This is a genomic window from Marinomonas gallaica (assembly GCF_001639745.1).
Taxonomy (GTDB): Bacteria; Pseudomonadota; Gammaproteobacteria; order Pseudomonadales; family Marinomonadaceae; genus Marinomonas; species Marinomonas gallaica.
This window is the reverse complement of record NZ_LTAX01000002.1, coordinates 340,456-361,111: the sequence shown is the minus strand read 5'-3', so window position 1 is coordinate 361,111 and position 20,656 is coordinate 340,456. Positions and strand designations below refer to the sequence as shown.

Annotated in this window: 13 protein-coding genes; 9 read left to right on the top strand and 4 right to left on the bottom strand. The window is 46.6% G+C overall.

The annotated features are described in order from the left end of the window. The first annotated feature begins 41 nt into the window (after positions 1-41). Together AYW76_RS03740 and AYW76_RS03735 are read left to right on the top strand one after the other, a co-directional pair. Positions 42-641, top strand: coding sequence for a gamma-glutamylcyclotransferase family protein (locus tag AYW76_RS03740; RefSeq protein WP_067215948.1), 600 nt, complete (start codon positions 42-44; stop codon positions 639-641). Then, positions 631-1,689 (top strand): class I SAM-dependent methyltransferase, encoded by a 1,059-nt coding sequence (locus tag AYW76_RS03735; protein ID WP_067215946.1) that lies wholly within the window; start codon positions 631-633, stop codon positions 1,687-1,689. Before AYW76_RS03740 ends, AYW76_RS03735 begins: the two co-directional genes overlap by 11 nt. 163 nt (positions 1,690-1,852) lie before the next feature. Here AYW76_RS03735 and AYW76_RS03730 read toward each other — a convergent pair whose 3' ends face one another. After that, on the bottom strand, positions 1,853-3,493 hold the full coding sequence (locus tag AYW76_RS03730) for a phosphoethanolamine transferase (protein WP_197467756.1): 1,641 nt from the start codon (positions 3,491-3,493) through the stop codon (positions 1,853-1,855). Positions 3,494-3,657: 164 nt separating this feature from the next. On the opposite strand from AYW76_RS03730, the gene AYW76_RS03725 reads away from it, so the two are divergent. Then, positions 3,658-5,184 carry an FMN-binding glutamate synthase family protein gene (locus AYW76_RS03725; protein ID WP_067215938.1) on the top strand — a complete coding sequence of 509 codons (1,527 nt, stop codon included), beginning with the start codon at positions 3,658-3,660 and terminating at the stop codon, positions 5,182-5,184. Positions 5,185-5,274: 90 nt separating this feature from the next. Here the strand turns inward: AYW76_RS03725 and AYW76_RS03720 are convergent, their stop codons facing one another. Next, the gene (locus tag AYW76_RS03720) at positions 5,275-7,425 is read right to left on the bottom strand and encodes an FAD-dependent oxidoreductase (RefSeq protein ID WP_067215935.1); all 2,151 of its coding nucleotides are present in this window, start codon (positions 7,423-7,425) and stop codon (positions 5,275-5,277) included. Between the two features lie 302 nt (positions 7,426-7,727). Between AYW76_RS03720 and AYW76_RS03715 the strand changes: the two genes are divergently transcribed. Further along, a complete protein-coding gene (locus AYW76_RS03715) occupies positions 7,728-10,064 on the top strand; it encodes a glucose/quinate/shikimate family membrane-bound PQQ-dependent dehydrogenase (protein WP_067215931.1) in 2,337 nt (778 codons plus the stop codon). A 223-nt stretch (positions 10,065-10,287) separates the two neighbouring features. Continuing rightward, positions 10,288-11,604, top strand: coding sequence for a Na+/H+ antiporter NhaC family protein (locus tag AYW76_RS03710; RefSeq protein WP_067216121.1), 1,317 nt, complete (start codon positions 10,288-10,290; stop codon positions 11,602-11,604). Positions 11,605-11,716: 112 nt separating this feature from the next. On the opposite strand, the gene nhaC is transcribed toward AYW76_RS03710, so the two are convergent. Further along, positions 11,717-13,237, bottom strand: coding sequence for a Na+/H+ antiporter NhaC (nhaC, locus tag AYW76_RS03705; protein ID WP_067215927.1), 1,521 nt, complete (start codon positions 13,235-13,237; stop codon positions 11,717-11,719). Between the two features lie 661 nt (positions 13,238-13,898). On the opposite strand from nhaC, the gene AYW76_RS03700 reads away from it, so the two are divergent. From AYW76_RS03700 to rarD, 4 genes are read left to right on the top strand one after another with little or no spacing between them, the layout of a single operon-like run. Then, complete coding sequence (locus AYW76_RS03700) at positions 13,899-14,639, top strand: response regulator (protein WP_067215924.1); 741 nt, start codon at positions 13,899-13,901, stop codon at positions 14,637-14,639. Next, positions 14,627-15,451, top strand: a complete 825-nt coding sequence (locus AYW76_RS03695; protein ID WP_067215921.1) for a substrate-binding periplasmic protein — start codon at positions 14,627-14,629, stop codon at positions 15,449-15,451. Before AYW76_RS03700 ends, AYW76_RS03695 begins: the two co-directional genes overlap by 13 nt. Beyond that, the gene (locus tag AYW76_RS03690) at positions 15,448-17,775 is read left to right on the top strand and encodes an ATP-binding protein (protein ID WP_067215918.1); all 2,328 of its coding nucleotides are present in this window, start codon (positions 15,448-15,450) and stop codon (positions 17,773-17,775) included. The genes AYW76_RS03695 and AYW76_RS03690 overlap by 4 nt, the downstream gene beginning before the upstream one ends. Positions 17,776-17,812: 37 nt before the next feature. Then, positions 17,813-18,709 (top strand): EamA family transporter RarD, encoded by an 897-nt coding sequence (gene rarD, locus AYW76_RS03685; protein ID WP_231872542.1) that lies wholly within the window; start codon positions 17,813-17,815, stop codon positions 18,707-18,709. Positions 18,710-18,786: 77 nt separating this feature from the next. Here rarD and AYW76_RS03680 read toward each other — a convergent pair whose 3' ends face one another. Continuing rightward, the gene (locus tag AYW76_RS03680) at positions 18,787-20,418 is read right to left on the bottom strand and encodes a pre-peptidase C-terminal domain-containing protein (protein ID WP_067215914.1); all 1,632 of its coding nucleotides are present in this window, start codon (positions 20,416-20,418) and stop codon (positions 18,787-18,789) included. Positions 20,419-20,656 lie beyond the last annotated feature (238 nt).

Genomic DNA, 20,656 nt, shown 5'->3' with positions numbered 1-20,656 from the left:
TCATTTGGTTCTATCTTTGTGACCCTGTGAAGGAATCGACCATGAGCCGCCACTTTATTCTAGGCTACGGCAGCCTTATCAGCTCAGAAAGCCGTGCTAAAACGGGTGAAACAGGCCAAGTGTGGCCAGTAAAGTTACTCGGCTATGAACGATCGTGGGCGGTGATGTCTACGGCTCTAGGAATGAGCTCTGTAGCGGTGATGAAAGCGGAAGCGAAAGCCTGTAATGGCGTGCTAATCGAAGTGGAAGAAGATCAGTTTCCACTATTTGATGAGCGTGAACAGGGCTATCAGCGTGCACAACTTGAGCGCCATCAATTACAGTCTTATCACCAAGAAACGTTACCAGAAGGTACCTATTGGGTATACCATACGCAGCAAGTGGTAGAGCCGTGTCATGTGTACCCGATTGTTTTGAGTTATGTGGATGTCATTCTAGCGGGATGCTTAGAGCATGGCGCGGCTTTCACTGATGATTTTTTATCGCTTACCAAAGGCTGGCATGCGCCACTGGTGAACGATCGCCCGACACCGATTTATCCTCGGGCCCAACTAGACCTTTCGACTGAGCGTTTGAACCATTTATTAGCGCCAGTCTCGAACCTGACCTTACATGAGCTATCTCGATCCTATGACTCTTAATTCCCCTAGCTTACTGCTAGAGCGCAACGCATCTCACTTCACTGGCAAGGTATTATTCGCCAACCCAGAAGACGCTTACCCACATAATTTAAGCAAAGACGCAACGGTCTATGCTTGGTGTCAGTCGCGTACAGTGTTCGACCTTCTGACTCGACTGGGGATGGGCGAAGACGTTTTACACTTTGGTCACCAGTGGGATGATACCAAGGCGAATGAATTTGACCACGTCATTATTTATCAGCCGAAAGCGAAAGAGCTATTAGATTATCTTCTAGCGGTCACGTTACCTTTGTTGAAGCAAGGTGGTTGTGTTTGGTTAGTGGGCGATAATAAAAGTGGTGTGAAGTCTTCTATGAAGCGCTTGGTGGCGCCGCTTGAAGAAGTGGGCAAAGTTGAAAGTGCCAAGCACTGTTTGCTGTTTAGCGGGCGTAAACTGGGTGAAGCGGCGCCCTTTGTATTTGATAAATGGGTCAAACGCTGGGATCAAGACGTGGCAGGGCAGACGTTCACCTTGTGTAGCATTCCTGGCGTGTTTGGCCATGGGAAAGCCGACAAAGGCACGACATTGCTGCTGGAACAGTTGTCGCAGCATCGTTTTATGAGTGATGTTGCCAATGCGCGCTTGCTTGATTTTGGTTGTGGTGACGGCATTATCAGTATGTGGTTACACCAAAAAACGGGCGCCAATATTTCTGCATTGGATGACTCGGCTTTGGCGTTGAAAGCCACCGAGTTGACGTTTGCGGCCAATGACGCAAGTGCCGCGCTGACGCTGATTGCATCGAATGGCTTGGATAATGTGAAAGGCCGGTTTAATTATGTGATTACCAATCCGCCATTCCACTCAGGCGTTCATACCGACTACTCCATCGCAGAGCGTTTCTTTATCGGTGTGAAACAGCATTTGACCTTAAACGGCGAACTGTTCGTAGTTGCGAATGATTTCTTACGTTACCCGCCATTGATCGATGCTTCGTTAGGTAAGCATCAAAAGCTTCATAAAGCGCAGGGTTTTGTGATTTATCACGCTCGTCAGATCAAGAAATAAGCGATACAGCGTCCAATGCGTTAGTTCTTGTTAATTAGAAAAGCACAATCCAGTTTGGTGATTGTGCTTTTTCAGTTGGCTCGATTATTACAGCCAATTGTTGGCATAGATGGAGTCGTCGGTCGTTGGGTTAGTGGGGAGTCCGGCAAAAATCGCTATGCGATTATGCGTCATGTGTTAGAAGATGGCTTTTGCATGAGCTGAACAGATCCAGTTGTTGGCTTTTGGCACGAGTCTGGATGCCATATAAGCCTAAAATAGAGTGGAATAAGTTGTCGTGAGAAAGTGCTGTTTCACTTGCTTTCTTTGACACACACGCTTTATCAATCCCCTTACTGTGTGCGTATTGTTCGGGTAGCCAAAGTAGCCATGGCACGTGAGTTTGCTCTTTGGGTGCTATGGCATAAGGCGTACCATGAAGATATAGGCCACTTTCGCCTAATGATTCTCCATGATCGGATATGTACGATAGGGCAATGTTGTACTGTGACTGAAAGGGTTTAAGTGTCTCAATGGTCTTGGCGATGAAATAGTCTGTGTAGGCAATGGTATTGTCATACACGTTCCGAATTGCCTCATCGGTGCAATTTTCGATATCACTTTGATTGCAGCTAGGCGAGAAAATTTCCATCGATTGAGGGTAGCGTTGCCAATAAGTCGGACCGTGGCTTCCCATCGTGTGCAGCACGACAAATTTGTTTTGTGGCGCTGACTCAATAAACGCTTTCATTGGTGCAATTAAGCTTTCATCGTAGCAGTAATCCTTTTGACAAAAAGGGCTTACTTGAGAAATAGCATTCATCGTGCTGCTTGTCCGAGCAACACCTTTATCGCCTCCGTCATTTTCAATCCATAACGTCTCGACACCGGCTTTCCTGATCACGTCGACAAGGCTATCTCGGCTTTGAGCACGTGCTTTTTCAAAATCATTTTGACCCAAATCGGAAAACATACAAGGTACTGACCGAGCTGTGTAGGTGCCACATGATGTTACATCTGTAAATGAAATGAGGGGATCGACCATAGTGTAAGGATTAGTATTACGCTCATAGCCATTATATGAAAAATTTTTTGCCCTAGCGGTTTCTCCTAAGATGAGTACCACAAGAGTTGGTTTAGCATTTTGGCTGGTGGCAATCTGGGCATCGTCACCTAACGAGACGTAAGGAAGTGGGGCTGTAAAATAGGTCTTATTTAGGTACTTTATCGAGTTAAAAAACTGAGCCGGAATGATCATTCCTCCTAAATAATGGTTATTACGACCAATGGATGCATAGTTTTTATATTCCGTTGAAAGAACGCATCCGATGCCAATGATACCGATTAAAAAAACACCTAAGCGTGGTTTAAATTGTCCCCAGATGCCTTTCGGATACTCAATCTTAACGAAGCCAATTAATAAACTAGGTAGGATGCCATACATCATAATAAAAAGTACTGAGCTCAGGCTAATGTAGGTACTCAATTCATTTTGATTGGTTTCAAAAACATTTTCCATCATGCTCACACCCAGTAAAATGTGGTACTGCTCAACTCCATACATGGCAATCGCTGATGTGAGTGTTAGGAAAATCATGAACGGTTTAAACACGTAAGGAAGCGAAACCACGGTAAACAGAAACGCCAGTAAGCAAAATAATAGAATGGGAGCGGTATAAGGGAATATCGCAAGATTACTGTCAGCGGCCAGTTGAAATAGCTTGTCTAATAATGCTCTGTTCAATACTAACGAGTAATACAACGATAACAGAAGAATTAAGTGTTGAATTTTAATAGAGGGCCTTGCGGATAGAATGCGTCTCACAGATAACAGCCTTAAACATTATTTTAAGCATCGCAATATATGTGGCAATCCTTAACAGTAGCTTAAGTGCTGATTGTTTACTGTACTCTTGCTTGTTTTGGGAGTTGTTCATTCGTCAGACTCATGTCATCTTAGTTTACAACGTTAATTATTAAGGAAAGGGCATGAACTTTTTGACGAGTTTGTCAGAATCCATCATTCACTGGGGGGCGCTAATATTTTTGTGTGCTTTGGTTGTAGGGTGTGTGTACATCGCTTTTATGTACTGGGTTGATGTTAGCCAAACTAAACATACGATACGCCGAAATTATCCTGTCATTGGCCGCATGCGCTATACCCTTGAGCACATGGGAGAGTTTTTTCGCCAATACTTCTTTGCCTTTGACCGTGATGAGCGGCCGTTTGATCGTGCTGAGCGTTCTTGGGTTTACCGTGCTGCAAAACACGAAGACACCACAACGGCCTTTGGCTCGACACGCTCGTTAGAAACTCCTGGCGATATTTTCTTTGTCAGCAGCGTGTTTCCTAAATTGAAAGAAGAAGCGGTTAAGCCAGCAGAAGTTTGTATCGGTGAGCACACCGCGCGTCATCCCTACCGAGCGTCGTCCTTAGTGAATATTTCTGGCATGAGTTATGGAGCATTGTCTAAGCCTGCCGTGAGGGCCTTGTCTAAGGGGGCAAAGCAAGCCGGTATATGGATGAATACTGGCGAGGGCGGTCTATCGCCTTATCATCTTGAAGGCGGTTGCGACATTGTTTTTCAAATTGGTACTGCAAAATACGGCGTACAAGACGAACAGGGGCATTTGGACGATGATCGTCTACTGAAAGTTGCCTCTCATGAACAAGTGAAAATGATTGAGATTAAACTGTCTCAAGGCGCGAAGCCTGGTAAAGGTGGCATGCTACCAGGTGCCAAGGTGACAGCGGAGATTGCTGAGGTCCGTCATATCAAAGAGGGTGAAGATTCTATCAGCCCAAATCGACACGTCGACATTTCTTGTACCGATGATTTGCTTAACATGATTCACCATGTGCGTGAACTAACGGGTAAACCGACGGGTATCAAAATGGTCGTCGGTGATTTGAGCTTTTTTGATGAGTTCTTCTCTCGCATTCATCAGCGTGGTTTGGAGTATGCGCCCGACTTCATTACTTTGGACAGTGCTGATGGCGGTACGGGCGCAGCCCCGCAAACATTGATCGATTATGTAGGTGTAACCATCCGTGAGAGCTTACCAGAAGTCGTCAATCGCGTGACATCCTATGGCTTGCGTTCGCGCATCAAAATCATTGCAACAGGTAAGCTGGTGACACCTGGCAAAGCGGCTTGGGCTTTGGCGATGGGGGCGGATTTTGTGGTCAGTGCTCGTGGTTTCTTATTCTCATTAGGCTGTATTCAAGCGCTGAAATGTAACCATAATACGTGTCCTACAGGGATTACTACGCACGATACTGAGCTGCAAAAAGGGCTGGTGCCGGAAGAAAAATCTGTCCGTGTTGCAAACTACGCCAGTGAAATAGCGTACAGCATTGGTTTGATTGCTCATGCTTGTGGTGTGAGTGAAGCGCGTCAGCTTAATCGTAAGCATGTACGAATGATTCAAGATCAAAGTCATTCTGTTTGCTACGACGATGTGAATCCGTTGCCAAAAGAAAACACTAACCGACATGAGACGGATGCATTTTAACGTCTCTATCGATCTATAAAAAATTGAGTAATTCACTCGCCGCCACAGACAAGCATTAAGGTTAACGTATGCTTGTCTGTGGCGTATCCGTTAACTTCTTCTGCGCCATGCATGATAACGCTCTAACCATTTCATGATGGCCTTAGGCGCGTGGGCTTTTTTCCATTCTCCAGCGGCATACTTATTGGCTTCAGCCCAGGTTGGATAAGCATGAATGGTGCCCAATACTTTGTTTAGACCCAGTCCATGTTTCATCGCTAGAACAAACTCTGGCAGCATTTCTCCCGCCTGTTCAGCCACAATCGTAACACCTAAGATACGGTCTTTGTTGGGCTCGGTGAGTACCTTGATAAAACCGGTAGCTTGGCTTTCAGTAATGGCGCGATCTAAATCAGACACATCGTAAACCGTTACTTCATAGTCAATGTTCTGAGCGTTGGCGTCGGCTTCGTTCAGTCCCACACGAGCCACTTGAGGCTCAACAAAAGTGACCGCAGGAATCACACGATAATCGGCTTTAAAGCGTTTTAGCTGGCCAAATAGGGCGTTTACGCTGGCATACCAAGCTTGGTGTGCTGCTACATGCGTTAATTGGTATGGCCCTGCGACATCGCCCGCGGCCAAAATGTTTGGATACAAGGTTTCTAAAAACGCATTCGTCTCGATGGTTCGTTCGCAAGGGATGCCCAGCTCTTCTAGGCCAAAGCCTTTTAAGCGTGCTTGGCGACCTAACGCTAGCAGCACATAGTCAAACTCGATACGACTTTCCTTACCCTTCTCAGAAGCGTAGACGCTGGCTTGGCCATCTTTAAAAACGAAGTGCGTGGCGTGTGTTTGTAACCGTATATCGATGCCTTCGGCCGTTAGCGTATCTTTGACTAAGCTGCTGACATCTTTGTCCTCTCTTGATAGCAAAGACTCACTTTTTTCCAATAACGTGACTTGGCTACCAAGACGCTGCAGTGCTTGGGACAATTCACAGCCAATGGGACCTCCGCCTAGAACTAATAAACGCTTAGGTGGTGTTTCTAAGTCCTTAAATGTTTGCCAAAGAGTATCGCTGGTGACGTACGGAACGTCATCTAAGCCTTTCATTTCAGGCACAAAAGGTCGAGCTCCGGTAGCGATGACGATGCTGCGACTGGTTAGTGTGTCCTCACTTCCATCAGGGGAAGTAATGCGAACGGTCCAAGGGTCTATCAGCTTAGCGTGGCCTTGACGCACATCGACACCGAGATGGGTATAACGCTCAATGCTATCGTGTGGTTCAATTTGGCTGATTACGTCCTGCACCCGAGCCATAACGGTTTTAAACGAGAAAACTGGCGTAGCATTGGTTAAGCCGTAACGCTCGGCATAACGCATCTGGTGCGCTACTTTGGCACTTTTGATCAAGGTTTTACTTGGGACGCAGCCAAAATTCAGGCAATCGCCTCCCATATGTTGTTGTTCTATAAGGGTGACTTTTGCTTTTACTGTCGCTGCAATGTAGGCGCTTACTAACCCCGCGGCACCGCCACCTAAAACAATTAGGTTACGATCGAAATGCTTTGGTGGTTGATGCTGCTCGTACACTCGACGTTTTTTGATGAAGCCCAGTAGCAGTTTTGCTATCCAAGGAAAAATACCCAATAGAGCGAACGAAGCAAGTAGGCTGGGAGAAACAATACTGCCAAGGCTATCAATCTGCGCCAGCTGTGTGCCAGCGTTCACGTACACGGCTGTGCCTGCCAACATGCCGACCTGAGACACCCAGTAAAATGTCCAAGTCTTGATCGGCGTTAAGCCCATGAGTAAGTTGATCAAAAAGAAAGGGAAAACCGGAACCAAACGAAGTGTGAATAAGTAAAAGCCTCCGTCTTTTTCGACACCTTGGTTGATCGCTTTTAAGCGTTGATGAAAGCGTTTTTGTACCCAGTCACGCAAAAAGAAACGTGCGCCAATGAACGCGAGTGTGGCGCCTAATGTGCTGGCAAAGGAAATAATCGCCAGACCCCAAGCTAAACCAAATAGCGCTCCGCCAGCCAACGTTAGCAAGGTTGCACCCGGGATGGACAGCGCTGTCATCAACACATACAGCACAAAGAAAACGAGGGTGACTAAAATAGGCTGTTGATCTCGCCAGTCCTGAAATTGCGCTAGGTTTTGCTGCATCGAAGTGAGCGTAAGATAGTCACCAAATAGAGTAAAAAGGATCCCCCCTATTAATAGAACAGTGCAGGCCAAAACGATTTTCTTCATAAGATTCTACCTAGAAAAATAAGGTGATGATGTGACTTAAAGGTTGTCTTTTTATTAGACGACATTGCTTAAAAATTATTACATCACGAAAAAATTAAATTAATTATGTTTAACGAGTGGCTTTGCGCGTGCGCCCTAAAAATTAGTTTGTTGTAAATTAGCGGTTTATCGGTGCACATTCTGCTCAAATTCTTAACAAACAGGGAATAGTGTTGCTGAGCTTTTACATTTTGTGAAAATAGTTTCTACTCTAAATATATTCGTCTTCACTTTTATCTTTTCACAAGGAGTGTATTTGTACCATGATTCTTTTAACCGTACTGTTTAGTGTAATCGGTATTGCGTTATCTGCCGGTGGGATTTGGCTCTTAGCGCTCGGTGGAAGCCCTTACTATCTGATTGCTGGCCTAATGTTTATCGTCGTCGGCGTGACGCTCAAGCGTCGTCGAGTGCTGGCCAATTCTGTTTACGCATTGTTATTACTGGGGACAATGGCGTGGGCGCTTTGGGAGTCAGGACTAAACTGGTGGCCGCTCGCGAGTCGAATGGGGCTTTGGTTAGTGATGGCCGTGCCTTTACTTATTTTCGTTCGTCGCCAGGGCGTGCGTGCTAATGCACTGTTACTGCCCGTGTGGGCAATTTGTGGTGCGATTACGTTAAGTCCACTGGCGATGGAAGACTCTACAGCCGTTAAAGGCACGATGGCAAATACAGTCATTGATGAAGATGCCAATACCGGTTTTGAAGGGCAAGACGAATGGTTGGCTTATGGTCGCAGTAATTTGGGGCAACGCTTTTCACCTGCGAATCAAATTACCGTCGATAATGTCTCAGACCTTGAATTAGCATGGGAATATCAAACAGGCGATACGAAAGGCCCAAAAGATGTCACGGAAACCACCTATCAAGCAACACCACTCAAAATTGGCAATGCTCTGTACCTTTGTACACCTCACAACTGGTTAATTGCACTGGACGCCGACACGGGTAAAGAACTTTGGAAGTACGATGCCAAAGTTCCAGCAGAGAGTCAGCGTCAACATCAGACGTGTCGTGGTGTTTCGTATTTGCCTCCAAGTAATCCAAATACACAAAATATCGCGATGAAAATGACGCAGCCTTCTGAGGACTTAGCGCCGGTTCAGTGTGATGCTCAATTATTTATGCCAACATCGGATGCGCGTTTGTTAGCGTTTGATCCGATGACAGGGGCGCTGTGTAAGAACTTTGCAGACGCAGGCACATTAGACCTAATGCATAACATGCCTTACAAGCAGTCGGGCTATTACTATTCCACTTCGCCGCCGTTAGTAGCCAATGGTAAAGTGGTCGTCGCTGGCGCTGTGAATGATAATTATGCGGTTAACTCGCCATCGGGTGTGATCCGTGGTTACGATGTGAAAACCGGTGAACTGAAGTGGAATTGGGATGCGGGCCACCCTGAGGACACGACACCTATCGGTGCAGATGAAACGTATGCAGTTAGCTCACCAAATAGCTGGTCGGTAGCAAGTGCAGACGAAGAGCTTGGCCTCGCTTACTTCCCGATGGGCAACCGCACACCTGATCAATTAGGGATGTATCGTTCTCCAGCGGATGAAAAATACTCGACGTCTGTTGTGGCGTTGAGTCTTGAGACAGGACAAGCACAATGGGTGCAACAATTTGTGCATCATGATTTATGGGACATGGATACACCAGCACAGCCCGTCTTGATTGACTTGGACACCGACGATGGCAAACAGCCTGCATTGGTGGTGCCAACCAAGCAGGGTGATGTGTATGTGCTGAACCGTGCAACAGGTGAACCGATCTTTCCAATTACGGAAGAACCTGCGCCGCAGGGGGCGATCCCTGGTGACTTCAGTGCACCAACGCAACCGACGTCAGCGGTGACGTTTAAACCTGATCCGCTGACGGAAGCCAAAATGTGGGGAGCGACACCTATCGACCAAATGTTATGTCGTATTGAATTCAACAGTTTGAATTACGAAGGTCGTTACACGCCGCCGTCTGAAAAAGGCACCTTGGTGTATCCCGGTAACTTTGGTGTGTTCAATTGGGGCAGTGTGGCGGTCGACCCTAAACGCCAAGTGATGTTTGGTATGCCATTATACTTAGCGTTTACGTCTAAGTTGGTGGCGAAAGAAGGCCAAGATTTGGGTGAAACGAACCAAGGTGAACAGGGCCTTAACGAAAATGCAGGCGCGGCTTATGCGGTGGAAATGGGGCCGTTCTTGTCGCCTATTGGCGTACCATGTCAGCAACCGCCATGGGGTTATGTTGCTGGGGTTGATTTACGCACAGGTAAAACGGCATGGCAGCATAAAAACGGCACCATTGAGGATTTAACACCGCTGAAATTACCGATCAAAATCGGCGTGCCAGGTATCGGCGGACCGATTATCACAGACAGCGGTGTCGCATTCATGGCCGCAAGTGTGGATAACTATTTACGTGCCTACAATGTCAAAACCGGTGCTCAGCTATGGGAAACACGTTTGCCGGCAGGTGGCCAAGCGACCCCTATGACGTATTTGAATAGTCAAGGCGAGCAAATGGTCATACAAGTAGCTGGTGGCCACGGCTCACTGGGCACGACAATCGGGGATTATGTTGTGGCTTATAAATTGCCGTAATCGAAACCGTATTATGTCAGACCGCTAAGCCCAGCCTCGCTGGGCTTTTTTATTTCTTTTAGTTTCTTAATTTTAGAGGATGTGAATTTTTAGTTATAACGAAACGATGCCATAAAAGTACGATTTAATATTGGCGAGTGCTGTAAGAATTTCCTATCATGCCCGCCTAACCGTAGCCAAAAGCTACGATCTCCAAGAAATTAAGCTGGAAACAACAGTTATTATGAGCAAACCAACCCCTGTGGCATTGCTGCCACTGATTCTCTTTTTGACGCTTTTCGTTGGCAGTGGCCTGTGGTACCAAAGCCAAGACGTTGATTTTGCGTTCTATCAAATTCAAGCACCTGTGGCGATTTTGCCAGCTTTGGTATTGGCTATTTTGCTAAGCCGTGGCGCTTTGAATGACCGTATTGAAACCTTTATGAAAGGTGTGGGTGATCCCACTATCATCACGATGGTGTTGATTTACTTGTTGGCGGGTGCCTTTGCGAGTGTGGCAAAAGCCATTGGCGGGGTCGATGCGACGGTGAACTTTGGTTTAAGTATTATCCCTCCGAGCTTCATCTTACCTGGGATCTTCATCATTACCGCTTTTGTGGCGACGTCGATGGGGACTTCGATGGGGACAATCGCAGCGATTGCACCGATTGCAATTGGTGTGGCGGATGCCGCCGATTTGCCATTGCTCACGACGGTGGGTGCTGTGGTGGGCGGCGCGATGTTTGGTGATAACTTGTCGATTATTTCCGATACGACAATAGCCGCAACGCGTACACAAGGTTGTGAAATGCGCGATAAATTCCGTATGAACTTTAAAATTGCATTGCCTGCTGCGTTATTGGTGTTGGTATGGCTCTTTTTCCAAGGCTCACAGGCACAGGTCGAAGATTTGCAGGACTTTGATATCTGGTTAGTCTTACCTTATGTAGCGGTTCTAGTGTTGGCTGTGCTCGGTGTTAACGTACTGTTGGTGTTATTTTCAGGCATTGTGCTGGCTGGAGTTATTGGCTTGCTAACGATGGCGGATTACAGTGTGGCAAGCTTGTCGAAAGATATTTACTCAGGCTACACCGGCATGCAGGAAATCATGATTCTATCGTTGTTGATTGGCGGTTTGGGTGGTCTGATGAAATCCCAAGGTGGCTTGGACTGGATCGTGCAAACGATTGAGTCGATCAGCCGTCGATTGGGTGCTAAAGAAGGCTCCCAGAGAGCGGGCGAATTGAGTATCAGTGCGTCGGTTGCGCTTACAAACTTATGTACAGCAAATAACACGGTCGCTATTTTGATCAACGGCTCCGTTGCAAAAGACGTGGCGACTCGATATGGCGTGGATCCTCGCCGTAGTGCGAGCTTACTGGATATCTTCTCTTGTGTGATTCAAGGCCTGATACCCTACGGCGCGCAAATCCTATTGGCGTCTTCGTTGGCTGGTATCTCACCTATTGAATTGATTACACATGTCCAGTACAGCTGGATTTTGGCGCTGGTTGCGTTGACTTCGATTTTAGTGGGTTGGCCTAAACCAAAGTCGCTATAGGTATTTAAAGCGCAAAAAAAACGCTTGCAGTAACGTTGACTGCAAGCGGTTTTTTATGACTGTCATCTCGACCTATTTTAGGGCGATGGCCGATGATGACTGTCAAACACCATTATTTTGAATAAGCACCGGATGCGCTGCGCTCAGATAATGAACCTTCTGCATAGTCTGCAATGGCTTCACCTTGCTTCTTCCAAAGCGCTTGCTCTTCAGCCGTCGCTTTTGGCGAGAACACACCAATTTGTGCGTAGATCAGACCCAGTACAGGGGAGATCCAACAAGCGAAAGCTAATGGAATGTACAAAAGGTTTTCAAAGTTGCCGTCGCCAATCGTCAAGCCCAATGCGCCGATAACAAAAGCACCACCCGCGTTCCATGGGACAAGAGGTGATACCAGTGTACCGCCTTCTTCGATTGCTCGAGATAAGTTCAATGTGGAGTATTTCATGCCACGATAAACCGGCGCGTACATACGACCAGGCAGTGCGATTGATAGGTACGGGTCACCCGCGACAAGGTTAGTCGCGACAGACGTAAGTGTTGCAGACGTTTGAATGCCACGGAATGAATCTACTTTTGACATAATAGCTGCGATGATGGCTTCTAGACAGCGTGTTTTTTCGAGCGCGCCACCAAAACCAAGGGCAATCAAGATCAACGAAATCGTCCACATCATGGACTGGACACCACCACGATTTAATAGACTGTTGATGGCATCAGAAGATGTTTGGATAGAGTAACCACTGTTCGCATACGTTAACACGTCATGTACGCCAGCACCTTGAGTGATCATGGCCACAGCAGCACCGGTTAGTACACCTGCAAAAAGCGATGGAATAGGTGGCATACGCTTTACCGCTAACACAATAACAACCAATGCGGGAGCCAGTAACCATGCTGAGATTTCGAAGTTATTTTGCAGTGATGTAGTGATGGCGGTAATGCGTTCAAATGATCCATTATCATTATCGATCATAGTGAAACCTGCAATGAGGTAAATCACTAAGGCGATCAACATAGACGGCACAGTCGTTGGCATCATGTTCTTGATGTGAGAGAACACATCCGTACCGGTTACGGCAGGCGCTAAGTTAGTAGTATCAGAAAGTGGCGATACTTTGTCACCGAAGAAGGCACCTGAGACAACGGCACCAGCGGTCCAGTACATAGGGATTTCAAACCCCGCACCGATACCCATGAGTGCTAGACCAACCGTACCAACCGTACCCCAAGAGGTACCTAAAGAAAGCGATACCACGGCACACAAGATCATCGCGGCGGCTAAGAAAATCTGAGGCGTTAATAATGTTAGTCCGTAGTAAATCAGCGTCGGTACAGTACCCGATGCGATCCAGACACCAACGATCATACCCACTAAGATCAATACAGAAACCGAAGGCATGGACACGTGAATAACGTGAAAAATACCTTCTTCAATATCTTTCCAGCGCAGTCCAAGTTTAATACCGACCAGTGCCGTGATCGCTAAACCGATGGCTAAAGGAATGTGTGGTGTGAAATCACCAAAATAGAATATTTGAACGCCGAGTATCGCCAGCGTCAGAATAACGGGGATAAGCGCTAGCGATAAGCTAGGCATTTGTGCCGTTCTAGTAGATGAATTTGATGACATGTTATGTTCCTGTTTTCTTGTGTTGTGCCGTTTTTATGAAGGTTCAGTAAACAGCCTAAGTTTAGTAGGTCATGAAGTTTTAGCAGGATAAATTCAGCAAATCACAAACAACTCGTAATACTTTGTATGAACAATGTGACGCTAAAAATCGGTTAATTCCGGCCGAATGTCACCTGTAATACACCAAGTCTGCGTTTAAACATGACGTTTGAAGCGAATGGTTGAGTCAATTAGGCGAGGCTTGAAGGGGAAAGAGAAAGCGTCATGCACCAATGTAAGTCAACTGTCAGGGCGACACGCTAAGCCCCGTGCAGGAATGGCCATGCGAATAGCTTCTTGTGTGAGTGAGCTGCTCTTAATGTGCGCACAATTCGTCGGCGAAGGCGATTTTTTGAGGCATTGGTCTATGGACAGGGGCTTTAATTGAGTAATCAACTTGTATGCTCTGTCACCCTTGGATGCGATCCATTGACCTACTTGTAATATATGTGGGTTGCCTGTTTACAAGGGGTCTATTTGTTTACATCCTGTTTATAAGTAACCGATAATGCAATGCTTATCTTTTAGTCTTTGAATTGCTATAGTCCTACAACATCACAGCCTGATGACGGCTTTATGACGATGTGTTCTTTCCTTTCCTAACGCTAACTGTGATCAGACTATGCTGACATCTGAAATCAAAATACTCGTGGTAGACGACTCCGGCGTCACCCGTGAAACACTGCAAAGCTACTTTGCAGAAGAAGGCTACAGCGTTGAAGGTGTTGATACCGCGGAAGCGGCCGAGCAGCGTTTAGCAAATGAGACATTTGATCTGGTGCTGCTGGATATTCGCCTGCCCGGTAAAGATGGCCTAACGCTGACACGAGAGCTACGATCTCGTTCGGAGATTGGTATTATTTTGGTAACCGGCAAACAAGATGAAATTGACCGCATTATTGGTCTCGAATGCGGTGCGGATGAATACGTTTGCAAACCATTCAATCCACGTGAAATTCTTGCCCGAGGTAAAAACCTCATACGTCGTGTACGCGCTCAAAGAGACACAAGTAAGCCCACAGAAGAACCGGTCTTACGACCTCTGGGTCCATGGCATCTGGATACTTCCCGTAGAGTGCTTGTTCGTTCCGATCGCACAATCACGCAGTTAACCGAAGGAGAATTTCAGTTACTGCTGACTTTAATGGAGCATGAAGGCACGCCATTAAGTCGCGACCAATTAATGGATCGTATTAAAAACCGCACTTGGAATGCAACGGATCGAACGATTGATGTGTTGATCGGGCGTATTCGCCGCAAGCTTGCTGACGATCCAGAGTGCCCTCCGATGATCATTACCGTGCATGGTGTGGGTTATCTGTTTAGTGTCTCCGCGATTGAAGATGAGTCATGCGATCCTTAACTTTTGGGCTCGTGACACTGTTTTTCAGTGTATCGGCATGGGCAACAGAAGCCTTTTCTGAAGAGCCTCTTGCGTTAAACAATATAACCGTGCGCATCTGTGGCACGACTGCTTACCCTCCGGTTTCATGGGTAACGCCTGGCGGTCGTGTTGAAGGTGTAAATGCCATGATTGTCCACGCTCTCCTAAAACCGCTCGGTATTTCTGTGGATGATCAACAAGACAGCAACTGGCAACGTTGCTTGAAAGAGGTCGAGCTTGGCAATGTCGATATCATGACCGGTTTTAGGAACGAAGTACGTTCCGAATACATGGTGTTCTTAGAAACTCCGATTGTTCGAGAAGACATCAACTTATTTTACCCAGCCTCTAAACCGCTGGTCTTTAACGATTGGGAAGGCTTATCTGGTAAGCGTGTCGGCGTGTTAATGGGGGATAGCTTTGGTGACCGGGTGGACAGCGCATTGGCAAAGTATCCGCGTTTGGAATGGGTATCGAGCCAACATCAAAACCTATTAAAGCTGGCCGATCATCGCTTAGATGCGGTGCCCATGGGGAAGTTGTCAGGGCAACTGCTGATTAATGCTTTTGGACTTACAGGGCAGATAGATTCTATCGCAACGGATGTCAGTGATTACTGGTATGTCGCCATATCTAAGCGCTCGCCACTCATGCAATGGTTGCCAAGGCTCAATAGCGAATTGAAAGCGTTGCTAAGTGACCCTAAGCTGATTCCTTTATGGATGAAGCAGCAGCGTTTGATGTATTTACAAAGTACTGCAGAAGAGACTTCTGGTCAGGATATTCCATGACACCTTCATCCGTTTTAGCCAAAATATTAGGTTATAAGCAAGCTCACCCACTGGCTTATCGTATCTTTATTAAGCTGATTTCGTTGAGCTTGTTGTTAGCACTCGTTTCGACCAGTATTCAGGTCTACAACGAATATCGTCGAGAGCGAGTCGCTTTGCAGCAGCAAACGGATTTCATTACGTCATCGCATATAGAAGGTATTCGAAAGGGGCTATGGGATCTTGATCAAGAACAGTTGTTGCTGCAACTGAAAGGGATAATGAACTTTTCTAACGTCAATGCCGTGATGTTGCACTCTCAAGACTGGCAAGAGGATATTGTTGTTGGGGATGTTCCTGAAAAAGTATCGCAAACCTATGGTACGACCTTTGATATCTATTATGAGGACCGTGATGGTCAGCTCACTTCGCGGTTACTTGGAGAGCTGACGGTTTACCATGATATGGCGGCTATCCAGTCTCGTTTACTGCGATCGGCCGTTGAGATTGCATTGTTTCAAAGTGGTTTAGTATTAGTGAATGGTCTATTACTGCTGCTGATCGTGCATTTTATGGTGACACGGCACCTAGAATACATGTCACGTTATACCCGCTCTATTGGCGCGGGAAATCTCAAACAAACGTTGCGTCTGCCGCATAAAAAGAAAGCAGCTCAAGACGATGAGTTAGACGCAGTGGTGAATGCGTTAAACGATATGCGAGAAGCTATTTTAGAGGATATTAAGCAAAAAGACCGAATTGAAGCGGAGTTGCGTTACCACCGTGATCAGCTGCAAGAGCAGGTCCTACGCCGCACGCAACGATTACAGGATGCGAAGGAGGCGGCCGAGCAAGCGAATAAAGCAAAAAGCCAGTTTTTGGCGACCATGAGCCATGAAATTAAAACGCCTTTAAATGGTATTTTAGGCATGGTGGAGTTGTTGCAGCGCACCGATCAAGCCGCTGCAAACCAAGAAAAACTCGATGCTATTTATCAGTCTGGTGATGCGTTACTAGAGATTCTAAATGGCTTGCTGGACTATGCACGCTTAGAAGAAGGCATGTATTGCCCTGAAATGAGTGTTTTTTCGATTCAAGAGTTAGTGTCGTCAACCAGCTTGCTGTTTTCTGCCCAAGCAAAAGCGCAAAACAGCCAGATTGCCGTCAACATCAGCGACGAATTAGCCAAGCAATATTATGGTGGAGCCGGAGCGTTACGTCAGATTTTGTCGAATCTTGTATCGAATGCCATTAAATTTACTGAAGCAGGTACCGTGACTATTACGGTGATGCCCGCTAACGACCCAGACCACAGCGATGGTGTGTTCTTTGAAGTAGAAGACACCGGCATTGGCATATCGGAAGACTATTTAACGCAGATTTTCGAGCGCTTTAGCCAAGCGGACGAGAGCATTACTCGACGCTTCGGTGGGACTGGATTAGGGCTGGCCATTACCGCTCAGTTGGTGAATGTGCTGCAGGGTGAGATCGGCGTTACCAGTGATGTTGGGCATGGCAGCCTGTTTTGGTTTTATGTACCTCTGGCTCACATACCCGCAGAAACAAGGCATGCTCCGGCGCAGCTAGAGACGGTGCTGCCATCGTTGCCATCTATGTCGATTTTATTAGTGGAAGACACGCCGATAAATCAGGCCGTGACGATGGAGTTATTAAGGCAAGATGGGCACCGAGTGACATTGGCTGAAAACGGCACTCAGGCTCTTGCTGCCATGGCCTCGGATCCATTTGATCTGATTTTAATGGATATTCACCTGCCTAACATGAGCGGTTTAGAAATCGCACAACGCATTCGTTCCGAGTCTGGTGTAAACCAGCACACACCTGTCGTAGCCTTGACGGCCAATGTTCAACCCAGCAATGTGCAAAAGTGTCATGCAGCCGGTATTTGGGCGGTATTACCTAAGCCGTTTAAACAAGAATCGTTGCAGCAAATTATGCGTACTCAAACAGCCCCGTCGACTTCGCTTAAAGAAACACAAGGTGATTCTGAGTTAATTGATCCAGTTCTTCTACGGTCACACTTATCCGCTTTAGGTGAACAACGGCTGCGTAAGTTGTTAATCAGTTTAGAGCATGCCATGGCTGAAGGTTTGACAGATCTAAAGCAAATGCACGCTGAGCAAGATGATTACGAGGTAGCGGATATTGCGCACCGATTGGCCGGTGACGCGGATGCGGTTGGCGCACTACAGCTTGCTAATTTACTACGACAATTAGAAACAGCGGCCAATGTTGGCCAACTAAATGATTTTGAACACCTTGTTACGACGCTGCAACACAGTGTGAGAAATACACTAGCAGAGTTTGATGCCATATTGGCTTAATGTACTTTAGCTTCCAAACCTTAGACACGGAGTGACAATGTCAAACATGGATTCGACGGCAAAATCAGGCATGCTTTATGGGATTACCGCGTTTCTATTGTGGTCTATCGCTCCGTTGTATTTTAAAACCATTGACCACATACCCGCGTTGGATATTTTATCGCATCGGATCTTATGGTCGTTTGTGGTAGTCGTGATACTGATGACAGCGATGCGCAAATGGCGAGCGTTAAAGCAGGCTTTAAGCACAAAGGTATTGCTGGCGGTTGCATTGTCCTCGGTATTAATTGCCGTCAATTGGGGAACTTATATTTATGCCGTCAATAGCGAGCAACTGCTGAGTGCGAGCTTGGGTTATTACATCAACCCTTTAGTTAGCATTGTATTGGGGATGGTGTTTTTTAAGGATCGTCTTGATCGGCCAAAACAGTGGGCAGCTTGGCTGTGCCTGTTAGCCGTGGTGTTTGAGGTAATTCAATTCGGACGCTTACCATGGATAGCCCTAACACTGGCGCTGAGCTTTGGTTTGTATGGGTTAGTGCGAAAGAAAATCGCCTTGGATAGCTTTATGGGGATGACGTTAGAAACGGCTATTTTGATGCCTTACGCGCTGTCTCAGCTGTATTGGTTTGGTGCGGATTTTGGTTTTATGCAGAGCGGCCATTGGGCGTCTAGTTTACTTCTAATGGCCGCAGGGCCAGTCACTATGGTGCCGCTGATGTGTTTTGCTGCGGCCGCAAACCGAATCAGTTTGGTGACCTTGGGCTTTTTTCAATACATTGGTCCCAGTGCCATGTTCTTGTTGGCCGTCTTTCTTTACGACGAACCGTTCTCCAGTGAGAAACTGGTGACTTTTGGTTTAATTTGGGCGGCTTTAGCCATGTTAATTGTCAGCTCGATTAAGCAACTGCGCAAACAGAAACAGGCACTTTAGCAACACAGAAAATAGCCAACCCTTCTAGGGTTGGCTATTTCTAGGGTTAGCTATCAAGCTATGATTATTGAGAGCTGCTATGCAATCACATCTTCAGTCGTTTGTTGCTGTACGCCGATTAGGTAATCGCCGGTTGCATCTGGATTCGCATCCGATGCACCAATGAAGTAGGTGCCAGACTCTTCGGCAGTGAAGGACAGGATGCCATCTTCATTACCTTCTTCAAGGGCTAGCGCTAATTCACCGTCGTTGTCCATAACGGCTAGCTGGCCAGACTCTAGAGCATCGCTTTCCATGGAGATGTCGTAGGTCATGCCTGCTTCTAGAGAGGTGGCGAACCAGTCCTCATCGCCTGCGAAGTCTAGCGAGCTTTCAACTGTACTGCCGACATCCAGTAGGCTATTTGTGAGAATGTCTGCAGATACGTCGTCTTCATCCAGTTCAGGAATCTCAATAGTATCTTGCTCGTCAGTGGTTAACGCTAATGTGTAGTCTCCGATAGCAGCGCTAGAGAGATCACTAGCATCTAGGAAGTAGGTACCTGCTTCTTCTGCTGTGAAACTAATGTCTACATCATCACCTGTAATACTGAAATTATTTTCAACCGTTTGGCCTTCTGCATCACGTAGCACCAGAGCAGGGATTTCAACATTCTCAGAAGAGAATGTCATAGTGTAGTCTGTGCCTGCTTCAAGATTCATTGAGTACCAATCTGAATCACCTGCTTGTTCGAATGTTCCTTGTACTTCTGTGTTGGCAACAATCGCACCCGCTGTCGTGGTATCTGCTGTAAAATCATCTACAACCGTGTCATCGGGCGTTTCGTCAACTGGATCGGTTTCAGAGCCATCTTGTGGGTCTTCTGTCTCATCGACGGGGCCGGTTTCAGAGCCATCTTGTGGGTCTTCTGTCTCATCGACGGGGTCGGTTTCAGAGCCGTCTTGTGGGTCTTCTGTCTCATCGACGGGATCGGTTTCAGAGCCATCTTGTGGGTCTTCTGTCTCATCGACGGGGTCGGTTTCAGAGCCGTCTTGTGGGTCTTCTGTTTCATCGACGGGATCGGTTTCAGAGCCGTCTTGTGGGTCTTCTGTCTCATCGACGGGGTCGGTTTCAGAGCCATCTTGTGGGTCTTCTGTCTCATCGACTGGATCGGTTTCATCTGACGAGGTAACACTGATGTTGTAGTTGCCAGAAGCGTCGTCTTCTAAGTCAGATAAATCCAAGTAGAAAACGCCTGACTGTGGCGCTGTAAAACTGAATGACGTATTGGTTTCATCGTCTTCTTGAGCATCGCTTGAAATACGCTTGCCATCACTGTTGCGTAACACTAAATAAGGTGAAGAAAGTTCGTCGCTTGTAACAGTGAAAGAGTAGTTTTCGCCTTCTTCTAATTCAATAGAGTACAGGTCGTTTTCCATTTCCGTATCAATGCTGGCATCCAGTGCCGTGTTCAGCTCTAGCGCTGTCGCATTGCTACCATAATTGTCCTCTGTGGTTTCTTCTTGCTGCTCAAATAGTGCCTCAAGACCGTTTTGTGCAAAGTAACGCACGATTTGACCTGGTGGTAAGCTGTCAAGAACTTGGGCAACGTAATCTGATGTAAGGTTCTGCTGATTCAGGTTGTTGAGCAAATATTCTGGTGTGCTCATATTGCCTTTCGCTGTGTCTAGTGCATTGCCTTGATTTGAAAATTGCTTTGCTGATTTCATGAAGACCTCCGTCCTAAGTTTGGTTTCAAAGTGATAAGCGATGAAGATATTCGCTAACACGCCATTCAAGATAAGAGAATCGTTTCAAAGATGGTGTCAGGTGAATGTTAAGGTTCAGAAAAGCTTATTCTGGAAAACTTACGTATTGAAAGGGTCAGTGTAAATTCACTGGTAATCGGATCTAAAAATATAACTGTTTGAATTTTTTGATTATTTTTTTTGCTTCTTGCGCGAAGTG